Annotated in this window: 13 protein-coding genes; 12 read left to right on the forward strand and 1 reads right to left on the reverse strand. The window is 45.4% G+C overall.

Annotated elements, in window-relative coordinates; all coding sequences use genetic code 11:
- Position 1: 1 nt before the first annotated feature.
- From fmt to spoVM, 9 genes are all read left to right on the forward strand, one after another.
- A complete protein-coding gene (gene fmt, locus LWH95_RS04495; protein WP_133487492.1) occupies positions 2-955 on the forward strand; it encodes a methionyl-tRNA formyltransferase in 954 nt (317 codons plus the stop codon).
- Entirely contained in the window at positions 942-2,285 is a 1,344-nt protein-coding gene (gene rsmB, locus LWH95_RS04500; RefSeq protein WP_133487490.1) for a 16S rRNA (cytosine(967)-C(5))-methyltransferase RsmB, read from the forward strand. Before fmt ends, rsmB begins: the two co-directional genes overlap by 14 nt.
- Before the next feature lie 3 nt (positions 2,286-2,288).
- On the forward strand, positions 2,289-3,380 hold the full coding sequence (rlmN, locus tag LWH95_RS04505; protein WP_003238612.1) for a 23S rRNA (adenine(2503)-C(2))-methyltransferase RlmN: 1,092 nt from the start codon (positions 2,289-2,291) through the stop codon (positions 3,378-3,380).
- A 6-nt stretch (positions 3,381-3,386) separates the two neighbouring features.
- Positions 3,387-4,151: a protein-serine/threonine phosphatase PrpC gene (gene prpC, locus LWH95_RS04510; RefSeq protein ID WP_003238611.1), complete on the forward strand. Its 765-nt coding sequence runs from the start codon at positions 3,387-3,389 to the stop codon at positions 4,149-4,151.
- Entirely contained in the window at positions 4,145-6,091 is a 1,947-nt protein-coding gene (gene prkC / locus LWH95_RS04515) for a serine/threonine protein kinase PrkC (RefSeq protein ID WP_232919052.1), read from the forward strand. The genes prpC and prkC overlap by 7 nt, the downstream gene beginning before the upstream one ends.
- A 14-nt stretch (positions 6,092-6,105) precedes the next feature.
- Positions 6,106-7,002, forward strand: a complete 897-nt coding sequence (gene rsgA / locus LWH95_RS04520; RefSeq protein WP_232919053.1) for a ribosome small subunit-dependent GTPase A — start codon at positions 6,106-6,108, stop codon at positions 7,000-7,002.
- A gap of 4 nt (positions 7,003-7,006) precedes the next feature.
- A complete protein-coding gene (gene rpe, locus LWH95_RS04525) occupies positions 7,007-7,660 on the forward strand; it encodes a ribulose-phosphate 3-epimerase (protein WP_060398613.1) in 654 nt (217 codons plus the stop codon).
- Positions 7,661-7,730: 70 nt separating this feature from the next.
- Positions 7,731-8,375 (forward strand): thiamine diphosphokinase, encoded by a 645-nt coding sequence (locus tag LWH95_RS04530; protein WP_133488192.1) that lies wholly within the window; start codon positions 7,731-7,733, stop codon positions 8,373-8,375.
- Positions 8,376-8,444: 69 nt separating this feature from the next.
- Positions 8,445-8,525 (forward strand): stage V sporulation protein SpoVM, encoded by an 81-nt coding sequence (spoVM, locus tag LWH95_RS04535; RefSeq protein WP_003221545.1) that lies wholly within the window; start codon positions 8,445-8,447, stop codon positions 8,523-8,525.
- A 72-nt stretch (positions 8,526-8,597) separates the two neighbouring features.
- On the opposite strand, the gene rpmB is transcribed toward spoVM, so the two are convergent.
- The gene (gene rpmB, locus LWH95_RS04540) at positions 8,598-8,786 is read right to left on the reverse strand and encodes a 50S ribosomal protein L28 (RefSeq protein ID WP_003221548.1); all 189 of its coding nucleotides are present in this window, start codon (positions 8,784-8,786) and stop codon (positions 8,598-8,600) included.
- A gap of 278 nt (positions 8,787-9,064) precedes the next feature.
- On the opposite strand from rpmB, the gene LWH95_RS04545 reads away from it, so the two are divergent.
- The 3 genes from LWH95_RS04545 to sdaAB all read left to right on the forward strand — a co-directional run bounded on the left by LWH95_RS04545 (position 9,065) and on the right by sdaAB (position 11,905).
- On the forward strand, positions 9,065-9,427 hold the full coding sequence (locus LWH95_RS04545; protein WP_003238605.1) for an Asp23/Gls24 family envelope stress response protein: 363 nt from the start codon (positions 9,065-9,067) through the stop codon (positions 9,425-9,427).
- 15 nt (positions 9,428-9,442) lie between these two features.
- Complete coding sequence (locus tag LWH95_RS04550) at positions 9,443-11,104, forward strand: DAK2 domain-containing protein (RefSeq protein WP_232919054.1); 1,662 nt, start codon at positions 9,443-9,445, stop codon at positions 11,102-11,104.
- 138 nt (positions 11,105-11,242) lie between these two features.
- The gene (gene sdaAB, locus LWH95_RS04555; RefSeq protein ID WP_232919055.1) at positions 11,243-11,905 is read left to right on the forward strand and encodes an L-serine ammonia-lyase, iron-sulfur-dependent subunit beta; all 663 of its coding nucleotides are present in this window, start codon (positions 11,243-11,245) and stop codon (positions 11,903-11,905) included.
- Positions 11,906-11,922: the final 17 nt, after the last annotated feature.

An 11,922-nucleotide genomic window follows, 5' to 3' on the forward strand; every position in this document is an offset into this window, starting at 1 on the left:
GATGACGAGGATCGTATTTATGGGGACGCCGGATTTTTCAGTTCCTGTTTTAAGAACCCTGATAGAGGATGGTTATGAAGTAGTGGGGGTCGTCACACAGCCGGACCGTCCGAAGGGCAGAAAAAAAGTGCTGACACCTCCTCCGGTAAAGGAAGAGGCATTGCGTCACGGCATCCCGGTTCTTCAGCCGGAAAAAGTCAGATTGAAAGAAGAAATTGAGAAAGTGCTGGCATTAAAGCCTGACCTTATTGTAACGGCAGCATTCGGACAAATTTTGCCTAAGGAGCTTCTCGACAGCCCGAAATACGGCTGCATTAACGTTCACGCGTCACTTTTACCGGAACTGCGCGGGGGGGCTCCGATCCATTATTCCATTCTGCAGGGAAAGAAAAAAACCGGTGTTACCATTATGTATATGGTAGAAAAATTGGATGCCGGCGATATGATCTCAAAAGTGGAAGTGGACATTGAAGAAACCGATAATGTCGGAACGCTGCACGATAAATTAAGCGTAGCTGGCGCGAAGCTATTGTCTGAAACAGTTCCAAACGTCATTGCCGGCAGCATATCACCTGAAAAGCAGGATGAAGAGAAAGCGACATACGCGCCTAATATCAAAAGAGAGCAAGAGCTGATCGATTGGTCTAGAACAGGTGAAGAGCTTTACAACCAAGTCCGCGGCTTAAACCCTTGGCCTGTTGCCTATACGACTCTTAATGGACAAAACTTGAAAGTGTGGGCGTCGAAAAAAACACCCGCACAAACAAAAGCTGAGCCCGGCACAGTCGTTTCGGTTGAAAAGGAAGGGATTATCGTTGCCACAGGTAACGATACGGCCCTGTTATTAACCGAACTTCAGCCGGCCGGCAAAAAACGCATGAAAGGCGAGGACTTTGTGCGCGGCGCTCATGCTGAGGCCGGCGATATGTTAGGAGTAAAAAATGAAAAAAAATAATGTTCGTGATATCGCCCTAGAGGCGCTGATCAAACTGGAACAAAACCAGGCATACAGCAATCTGCTCCTGAAATCGGTCATTAAATCAAATGAACTGAGTGATCAGGACAGAGGGCTTTTGACTGAACTTGTCTACGGTACATTGCAAAACAAGATCGCGCTCGATTATATGCTCAAACCGTTTATTAATAAGCCTCAAAAAGTAAAGCCGTGGGTGATTCAGCTTCTTCGCCTGTCCCTGTATCAAATGGAGTATTTGGAGAAGATTCCAGAGAGGGCGGCTATCCATGAAGCGGTCGAGATAGCTAAAATCCGCGGACACAAGGGCATTGCATCATTTGTCAACGGCGTGCTTCGTTCCATTCAGCGCGAAGGTGTTCCATCCTTTGACGCTATCGAAGATCCTGTCCGCCGGCTGGCGACAGAGACAAGCCATCCGGAATGGCTTGTGAAAGAGTGGGCGGATGCATATGGATTTGATGCGGCTGAAAAGATTTGCCGCATCCACCTCATTCCGCCGAAGCAGACACTGCGGGTCAATCAAATGAAAACAGACAGAGCGGATTTGCTTAATCAAATGGCTGCTGAGGGAATCGAAGTTGAAAAAGGCGATCTGGCTGAAGACGCTGTGAAGCTCTTAAAGGGATCAATCGCTGGAACTCATTTCTTCCAAAACGGTGAAGTTTCCATTCAGGATGAGAGCTCCATGCTCGTCGCCCGCGCCCTTGATCCTAAGCCCGGTGAAACGGTGCTTGACGCGTGTGCCGCGCCTGGAGGAAAGTCGGCTCATATCGGAGAATTAATGGAGAACAAGGGAAGCGTTACATCACTTGATCTTCACAAGCATAAAGTGAAGCTGATCAAAGAAGCTGCAGATCGGCTTGGACTTACAATCATTGACGCGAAAACGATGGATGCGAGAAAAGCAGGCGAAACGTTTGAAAATGGACAGTTTGACCGGATATTGGTCGATGCCCCGTGCTCAGGTTTTGGTGTCATCCGAAGAAAGCCGGACATGAAATACACGAAAAAGCCTGATGACAGCGCGCGGCTTGCTGAAATCCAGCTGTCGATCTTGAGGGAAATCGCACCATTAGTAAAAAAAGGTGGCACTCTTGTCTACAGTACGTGTACAATGGACCGGACAGAAAATGAAGAAGTAATACATGCGTTTATACAAGAACATCCTGATTTTGAACCCGATTTGTCTCTTGAAAAGCGGCTGCCCGAAAAGGCGAGACCCTTTGTTCGGGATGGAAGGGTGCAAATCCTTCCTCATTATTTCGGAACAGATGGTTTCTTTATTTGCAGCATGAGAAAGAAGGGATAAGTAATGGCTGAACTTAAAAAAACAAAAGTAAGAAAAGAATTGCGGACAGAGCGCCCGTCTATTTATTCTTTTGAATTAGATGAAATCAAACAATGGCTGACAGACAACGGAGAGAAACCGTTCCGCGCGGCACAGATCTTTGAATGGCTATATGAAAAACGCGTGTCTTCTTTTGAAGAAATGACAAACTTGTCAAAGGATCTGCGTGAGAAATTAAGCGCTCATTTTGAGATGACGACGCTGAAAACGGCTGTTAAACAAACCTCTCAAGACGGTACGATGAAGTTTTTGTTCGAGCTGCATGACGGTTATACAATCGAAACCGTTTTAATGAGACACGAGTATGGCAATTCTGTATGTGTAACGACACAAGTCGGCTGCCGTATTGGCTGTACGTTCTGCGCGTCAACACTCGGAGGTTTGAAACGAAACCTTGAAGCGGGTGAAATTGTCGCTCAAGTACTCAAAGTTCAAAAGGCTCTGGATGAAACGGATGAACGTGTCAGCTCTGTGGTGATCATGGGAATTGGTGAACCTTTTGATAACTTTAATGAAATGCTTGCTTTCTTGAAAATCATTAACCATGACAAGGGCCTGAATATTGGTGCTCGTCATATTACGGTTTCTACAAGCGGCATCATCCCGAAAATTTACGAATTCGCTGATCAGAAAATGCAGATTAACTTTGCAATTTCTCTGCACGCGCCGAATACAGAAATCAGAAGCCGTTTGATGCCGATTAACAGAGCGTATAAACTGCCTGATTTAATGGAAGCCGTTAAATATTATATTAATAAAACGGGACGCCGTATCAGCTTTGAATACGGGCTGTTCGGCGGCGTAAACGACCAGGTCGAGCACGCTGAAGAACTTGCCGACTTGCTGGAAGGAGTCAAATGCCACGTAAACTTGATTCCGGTAAACTACGTGCCTGAACGGGACTATGTGCGTACACCACGTGATCAGATTTTTGCTTTTGAGAAAACGCTGAAATCCCGCGGAGTAAATGTCACAATCCGAAGAGAGCAAGGACATGACATTGACGCAGCCTGCGGTCAGCTTCGCGCGAAGGAGCGTCAAGACGAGACGAGGTGATGAGGGTTGTTAACAGCCTTAAAAACAGATACAGGGAAAATCCGCCAGCATAATGAAGATGATGCGGGAATATTCAAGGGGAAAGATGAATTTGTATTAGCGGTTGTCGCTGATGGCATGGGCGGCCATCTTGCTGGAGATGTTGCAAGCAAGATGGCTGTGAAAGCCATGGGGGAAAAATGGAATGAGGCAGAAACGATTCCAGTTGCGCCCTCGGAATGTGAAGAGTGGCTTATTGAACAGATTCTTGCGGTAAACAGCAAAATATACGATCACGCCCAGGCCCACGAAGAATGCCAAGGTATGGGGACGACGATTGTATGTGCGCTTTTTACAGGGAAAACGGTTTCTGTTGCCCATATAGGTGACAGCAGATGCTATTTGCTCCAGGACGATGATTTCATTCAAGTGACAGAAGATCATTCGCTTGTAAATGAACTGGTTCGCACTGGAGAGATCTCCAGAGAAGACGCCGAACATCATCCGCGAAAAAATGTGTTGACGAAGGCACTTGGAACAGACCAGTCAGTCAGCATTGATACACGTTCCTTTGACATTGAAGCCGGGGACAAACTGCTTCTATGCTCTGACGGACTGACGAATAAAGTGGAAGGCACTGAATTAAAAGACATCCTGCAAAGCGATTCAGCTCCTCAGGAAAAAGTAAACCTGCTTGTGGACAAAGCCAATCAGAATGGCGGGGAAGACAACATTACAGCAGTTTTGCTTGAGCTTGCTTTACATGTTGAAGAGGGTGAAGATCAGTGCTAATCGGCAAGCGGATCAGCGGGCGTTACCAAATTCTCCGCGTTATAGGCGGCGGGGGAATGGCCAACGTGTATTTAGCTGAGGATATCATTCTAGACCGTGAAGTCGCAATCAAAATCCTTCGGTTTGACTATGCGAATGACAATGAGTTTATCAGGCGTTTCCGCAGAGAAGCCCAATCCGCATCAAGCCTTGATCACCCGAATATTGTCAGCATTTACGATTTGGGCGAGGAAGGCGATATTTATTATATTGTCATGGAATACGTTGAGGGCATGACGCTCAAAGAATACATAACAGCAAACGGGCCGCTTCACCCTAAAGAAGCGCTGAACATTATGGAGCAAATTGTCTCAGCCATCGCTCATGCCCACCAAAATCAGATTGTTCACAGAGACATTAAGCCGCATAACATTTTGATTGACCACATGGGAAATATCAAAGTGACGGATTTCGGAATTGCGACGGCACTGAGTTCGACCACAATCACCCATACCAATTCTGTCCTGGGCTCAGTCCATTACTTATCACCTGAACAGGCGCGGGGCGGTTTGGCGACAAAAAAATCGGATATTTATGCGCTTGGAATCGTTTTATTTGAGCTTTTAACCGGCCGTATCCCGTTTGATGGAGAATCGGCAGTCAGCATCGCCTTAAAGCATCTTCAGGCGGAAACTCCTTCGGCGAGAAGGTGGAATCCGTCAGTACCCCAAAGCGTTGAAAACATCATACTAAAGGCAACTGCCAAAGATCCTTTTCATCGCTACGAAACGGCTGAAGACATGGAAGCAGACATACAAACAGCTTTTGACGCCGACAGACTCAATGAAAAGAGATTTACCATTCAAGAAGATGAAGAAATGACAAAAGCGATTCCTATCATTAAAGATGAAGAGCTCGCTAAAGCTGCTGGCGAAAAAGAAGCTGAATTGACATCCGCCCAAGAGAATAAAACAAAGAAAAACGGCAAAAGAAAAAAGTGGCCGTGGGTTTTGCTCACGATATGCATCGTTTTCATCACGGCTGGAATTCTCGCTGTCACTGTTTTCCCATCGCTTTTTATGCCTAAAGATGTCAAAATACCTGATGTCTCCGGAATGGAATACGAAAAGGCGGCAGGCCTTTTGGAAAAAGAAGGTTTGCAGGTTGATTCCGAGGTTTTGGAAATCTCGGATGAGAAAATTGACGAGGGCCTGATGGTAAAAACGGATCCTAAAGCGGATTCCACAGTCAAAGAAGGAGCAACGGTCACTCTTTATAAGAGCACCGGAAAAGCAAAAACGGAGATCGGTGATGTGACAGGCCAAACGGTCGATCAGGCAAAAAAAGCGTTAAAGGACCAGGGGTTTAAACATGTAACGGTGAGTGAAGTGAATGACGAGAAAAACGCGGGCACTGTCATTGACCAGAATCCGTCAGCAGGGACTGAGCTTGTGCCGAGTGAAGATCAAGTCAAGCTCACAGTCAGTATCGGACCCGAAGACATTACGCTTAGAGACTTGAAAACTTACAGTAAAGAAGCAGCGTCTGGATATCTGGAAGACAACGGGCTGAAGCTGATAGAAAAAGAAGCATACTCGGATGACGTTCCAGAAGGACAGGTTGTTAAACAAAAACCAGCAGCAGGAACGGCAGTAAAGCCGGGAAACGAAGTTGAAGTGACATTCTCTCTCGGACCTGAGAAAAAACCTGCGAAAACAGTGAAAGAAAAGGTCAAGATCCCCTACGAGCCAGAAAATGAAGGTGACGAGCTTGAAGTGCAAATCGCGATTGACGATGCGGATCACAGCATCTCTGACACTTATGAAGAATTTAAGATAAAAGAGCCGACTGAACGGACGATCGAACTAAAGATTGAACCCGGCCAAAAAGGGTATTATCAAGTGATGGTAAACAATAAAGTCGTCAGCTACAAAACCATTGAGTATCCAAAAGATGAATAACAAGGAGGGAAAATATGCCTGAGGGCAAAATTATTAAGGCGCTAAGCGGCTTTTACTATGTACTGGATGAATCAGAGGATTCAGATAAAGTGATACAATGCAGAGGAAGAGGCATTTTCAGAAAGAACAAAATTACCCCTCTCGTCGGCGATTACGTTGTGTATCAGGCTGAAAATGATAAAGAGGGATATCTGTTAGAAATTAAAGAAAGAACCAATGAGCTTATCAGGCCGCCAATTTGCAACGTTGATCAAGCGGTCCTTGTATTCTCAGCGGTTCAGCCTTCTTTCAGCACGGCATTGCTCGACCGCTTCTTGGTTCTTGTTGAGGCCAATGATATTCAGCCGATTATATGCATTACAAAAATGGATCTGATTGAAGATCAAGATTCACGAGGTGTGATTCAAGCCTATGCAGAAGACTATCGGAAAATTGGTTATGACGTGTACCTCACCTCCTCTAAAGACCAAGGCAGTTTAACGGACATCATCCCGCATTTTAAGGACAAAACAACGGTGTTTGCCGGTCAGTCCGGTGTTGGAAAATCCTCGCTTCTCAACGCGATCAGTCCGGAGCTCGGTTTGAGAACAAACGAGATTTCCGAGCATTTGGGCCGCGGGAAACACACAACCCGTCACGTGGAGCTGATTCACACGTCCGGAGGCTTGGTTGCGGATACTCCGGGATTCAGTTCGCTTGAATTCACAGACATTGAGGAAGAAGAGCTGGGCTATACCTTCCCTGATATTAGAGAAAAAAGCTCTTCGTGCAAATTTAGAGGCTGTCTGCATTTAAAAGAGCCGAAATGTGCGGTGAAACAAGCTGTTGAAGACGGGGAATTAAAGCAGTACCGCTATAACCATTATGTTGAATTTATGACGGAGATTAAAGACAGAAAGCCGAGGTATTAGCATAATGATAAAGGTTGCACCATCTATTCTTTCCGCTGATTTTGCCGCTTTAGGCAATGAGATTAAAGATGTAGAAAAGGGCGGAGCCGATTGTATTCATATTGATGTCATGGACGGCCATTTTGTCCCGAATATCACGATCGGTCCGCTGATTGTAGAAGCTGTCCGGCCGGTAACAGATCTGCCGCTTGATGTTCATTTAATGATAGAGGAGCCGGATCGTTATATCACGGATTTCGCGAAAGCGGGCGCAGATATCCTGTCTGTGCATGCTGAGGCATGTCCGCACCTGCACCGCACCATCCAGCTCATTAAAGAGCATGGCGTGAAGGCCGGTGTTGTTCTGAACCCGCATACGCCTGTTCAAGTCATCGAGCATGTTTTTGACGATCTTGATCTTGTTCTTTTAATGACGGTGAACCCGGGATTTGGCGGGCAGAAATTTATTCATTCAGTCCTTCCTAAAATAAAAGAGGTTAAGCGAATGGCCGATGAAAGAGGAAAAAAAGATCTGTTAATTGAAGTAGACGGCGGCGTCAACAAAGAAACCGCTCCGCTAGTCATTGAAGCGGGCGCAAATTTACTCGTTGCCGGCTCAGCTGTTTATGGCCAGCCTGACCGCAAAAAAGCGATTTCTGAAATCAGAGGAAGCAAATAAGCAAATCAAAAAAGAGCTGGGCATACTGAGCCTAAGCTCTTTTTCCTGTATGCAGAGAAAGGAATCAGAGATGAAAACAATCAATATCGTTGCGGGAGGCCCTAATGATCTCATTCCCGATCTAACCGGCTATACGGCTGAACACATCCTCTGGATCGGTGTCGACAAAGGCACGGTCACTCTTTTAGATGCCGGGATCATTCCTGATGAAGCCTTTGGAGATTTTGACAGCATAACAGAGCAAGAACGCCGCCGAATTGAAAAAGCCGCTCCCGCACTCCATGTGTATCAAGCAGAAAAAGATCAAACAGATTTAGACCTCGCCCTTGACTGGGCGCTGGAAAAGCAGCCGGATATCATTCAGATTTTCGGCATTACAGGCGGCAGAGCTGATCATTTTTTAGGAAACATCCAGCTTCTGTACAGAGGTGTAAAAACAAATATAAAAATTAGGCTGATAGACAAACAAAATCATATTCAAATGTTCCCTCCCGGTGAATATGATATTGAGAAGGATGAAAACAAGCGATATATCTCCTTCATACCGTTTTCCGAAGAAATACATGAGCTGACCCTGGACGGTTTTAAATATCCGCTAAATAAGTGTCATATTACGCTCGGTTCAACACTATGTATTAGTAACGAACTCATTCATTCACGAGGTACTTTTTCGTTTACAAAAGGCATATTAATAATGATAAGAAGCACGGATTAGCATGTGCTTTCATTCATTTGCTGAAATCAATGAACAGGCGGTTACGGGACGTTATAGGAGGGGACAAAAATGAAATTTTACACCATTAAATTGCCGAAGTTTTTAGGAGGAATTGTCCGGGCGATGCTGGGCTCATTTAGAAAAGATTAATGCCCAGGGGTTCAAAGCCCTCTTTCACCACATAAAAACGCCTGCCACATATCGGGGCAGGCGTTCATTTTGTTATACACGCTCAACTTTACCGGATTTCAAAGCTCGAGCAGATACATATACTTTTTTAGGTTTTCCGTTCACAAGGATACGAACCTTTTGAAGATTCGCGCCCCAAGTGCGCTTAGAAGCGTTCATTGCGTGAGAACGGTTATTCCCAGCTGTTGTTTTTTTACCTGTGATAACGCATTTACGTGCCATTTGTTTCCCTCCTCACTTGCACAAAACATCTACTTTTAAACATTCATATGATCTTAGATGCTTTCGATATGGATACTTTAAATAATTTACCACAGCTAAAAAACGTTTGCAACTATTGTTTCATCATCTTTCAAGAAAATTCACTTGACATCTTGCAGAAACAGCGGCGCTATAGTATATGTAGAGGGACGGGCAGCAATACCCGGGTCTTTTCTTTTCATAATGGAAACCATATAGTAGAATAGCTGTAACTCTATGCATTCGAAGGAGGAACTAGTGTGTCCATTGAATTAAGAACGAAGTACGGGCAGATTGATATATCTAATGAAGTCATTGCGATGGTTGCAGGAGGCGCGGCGATTGACTGTTACGGCATTGTCGGCATGGCCTCTAAAAACCAGATTAAAGACGGACTGACTGAAATCCTTCGGAAAGAGAATTTCAGCAGGGGTGTCCAAGTTCGCCAAGAAGGAGAACAGATACATATTGACATGTATATCATTGTCAGCTATGGCACGAAAATTTCTGAAGTGGCACATAATGTCCAAACAAAAGTAAAGTACACAGTAAATCAAACCATCGGACTGGCAGTGGACTCTGTCAATATTTATGTCCAAGGCGTACGAGTGACGAACCCGTAGTTAGGAGGAGTAGGATTGTCTATCAGAACATTAGACGGCAGAACCTTTGCCGAGATGATTCTTGCGGGAGCGCAGAATCTGTCTCAAAACGCGAGTGCGGTTGATGCGCTGAACGTGTTTCCAGTGCCGGACGGCGATACGGGAACAAACATGAACCTGTCGATGACTTCCGGAGCAAGAGAAGTGGAGCAAATGGATACGGATGATATCGGTAAGGTGGGCTCCGCGTTATCTAAAGGACTGCTCATGGGAGCACGCGGAAATTCAGGAGTTATCCTGTCCCAATTGTTCCGCGGCTTCAGTAAAAGCATTGAAACGAAAAAAGAAATTAATGCGTTAGAGTTTGCACAAGCACTGCAAGCAGGTGTTGATATGGCGTATAAAGCTGTCATGAAACCTGTAGAAGGCACCATTTTAACAGTTGCAAAAGACGCTGCGAAAAAAGCGGTGGCTCTGGCAGAAAAAGAAACCGATATCACAGCGCTGATGACTGCTGTGACAGGTGAAGCAGAGGCGTCTTTAAACAGGACCCCTGAATTGCTCCCTGTCCTGAAGGAAGTAGGAGTCGTCGACAGCGGCGGCAAAGGCCTGCTTTGTGTGTATGAAGGTTTTCTTGCTTCATTAAAAGGTGAAATTGTGCCTCAGAAAGCAGTTCTTCCGTCACTTGACGACATGGTCAGCGCAGAGCATCACAAGAGCGCGCAAAGCATGATGAATACCGAAGATATTGAATTTGGTTTTTGTACCGAAGTGATGGTTAGGCTCGATCAGACAAAACGAGAATTCGACGAAGGCACGTTCAGACAAGACCTAAGCCAGTTCGGTGATTCTCTGTTAGTCATTGCGGATGAATCGCTGGCAAAGGTTCATATTCATGCGGAAGAGCCGGGAAATGTATTAAACTATGCCCAGCATTACGGTGAATTGATCAAAATTAAAATAGAAAATATGAGAGAACAGCATACCTCCATCATCAGCCAAGAAAGCAAGCCTGCTGAGAACGAAAAACCGCCGGCAAAGCAGCCGTATGGCATTGTGACTGTAGCGATGGGAGAAGGCATTTCTGACTTATTCAAAAGCATCGGCGCTTCTGTTGTGATTGAAGGCGGGCAGACCATGAACCCGAGCACTGAGGATATTGTCGAGGCCGTGAAATCTGTAAATGCAGAAACGGTGTTTATCCTACCGAATAACTCAAACATCATCATGGCTGCTAATCAAGCGGCCAGCGTAATGGGTGAACAGGTTTTTGTCATTCCTGCCAAAACGGTTCCGCAAGGGATGTCAGCCCTGCTGGCATTTAATCCGGATCAAGAAACTGAAGCGAACGAAGCCAATATGCTCAGCGCCATTCAGCAAGTAAAAAGCGGGCAGGTGACGTACTCAGTCAGAGACACTCATATTGACGGCAAAGATATTAAAAAAGGCGACTTTATGGGAATTCTGAATGGAACGATTATCGGCACTGCTGAAGATCAGCTGTCAGCCGCGAAAATGCTGATGTCAGAAATGATCGGAGAAGACGACGAAATTGTCACCATCCTATATGGTGAGGATGCGTCTCAGGAAGAAGCGGAGGAGCTTGAAGCGTTTCTTAGTGAAAAGTACGAGGAGATTGAGGTTGAGATCCACAACGGAAAACAGCCGCTGTATTCGTATATAGTTTCTGTAGAATAGAAGGGCGATTCGCCCTTCTATTCTTATGTCTGCTTTTAAGTGCGGCAGCGCTGTAACGCGCCCGCTTGCCATTTTATATGTGATCAATTAGTCTAGAAGCAAAGCGCTTATAAGCTCTTGTTCATAAGGAGGAATAGCATGAAATACAGAAGCGTTTTTGATATTATCGGCCCGGTTATGATCGGTCCGTCCAGCTCGCATACAGCGGGAGCGGCGAGAATTGGGAGAGTGGCCAGAAGTTTATTTGGCAGAGAGCCTGAGAGCATCGTCGTATCCTTTTACGGCTCTTTTGCGGAAACGTATAAGGGCCACGGCACAGATGTCGCGATTATCGGCGGATTGCTTGATTTTGATACATTCGACGAACGAATTAAAACCGCTATAAAAATTGCAGAAGATAAAGGAATTGATATAGAGTTTCGGGTTGAAGATGCTGTCCCGGTCCATCCGAACACAGCCAAAATCACCATTTCTGATGAAAAGGGAGAGCTTGAGCTGACGGGTATTTCAATTGGCGGAGGAAAGATTGAAATCACAGAATTAAATGGTTTTGAACTCCGGCTTTCAGGAAATCATCCGGCCATATTGGTTGTTCATAATGACAAGTTTGGCACGATTGCCGGTGTTGCCAATGTTTTGGCGAAATTTTCAATCAACGTAGGCCATATGGAAGTAGCCCGCAAAGATATCGGCCAGCTTGCGCTGATGACAATAGAAGTCGATCAAAATATTGACGACCACATTCTCGACGAGCTGTCGAAGCTGCCGAATATTATTCAAGTGACAAAGATTGCTGACTAGAGAAAGGTCAGGAGGAG

The sequence above is a fragment of the Bacillus sp. G16 genome, assembly GCF_021282335.1.
GTDB classification, from domain to species: domain Bacteria; phylum Bacillota; class Bacilli; order Bacillales; family Bacillaceae; genus Bacillus; species Bacillus inaquosorum.

Coding starts and splice junctions, on each gene's coding strand:
- rpmB (WP_003221548.1), bottom strand. CDS start 8,786: ATGGCACGTAAATGCGTTATCACAGGTAAAAAAACAACAGCTGGGAAT.
- rpe (WP_060398613.1), top strand. CDS start 7,007: ATGATAAAGGTTGCACCATCTATTCTTTCCGCTGATTTTGCCGCTTTA.
- LWH95_RS04530 (WP_133488192.1), top strand. CDS start 7,731: ATGAAAACAATCAATATCGTTGCGGGAGGCCCTAATGATCTCATTCCC.
- rsmB (WP_133487490.1), top strand. CDS start 942: ATGAAAAAAAATAATGTTCGTGATATCGCCCTAGAGGCGCTGATCAAA.
- spoVM (WP_003221545.1), top strand. CDS start 8,445: ATGAAATTTTACACCATTAAATTGCCGAAGTTTTTAGGAGGAATTGTC.
- sdaAB (WP_232919055.1), top strand. CDS start 11,243: ATGAAATACAGAAGCGTTTTTGATATTATCGGCCCGGTTATGATCGGT.
- fmt (WP_133487492.1), top strand. CDS start 2: ATGACGAGGATCGTATTTATGGGGACGCCGGATTTTTCAGTTCCTGTT.
- rsgA (WP_232919053.1), top strand. CDS start 6,106: ATGCCTGAGGGCAAAATTATTAAGGCGCTAAGCGGCTTTTACTATGTA.
- rlmN (WP_003238612.1), top strand. CDS start 2,289: ATGGCTGAACTTAAAAAAACAAAAGTAAGAAAAGAATTGCGGACAGAG.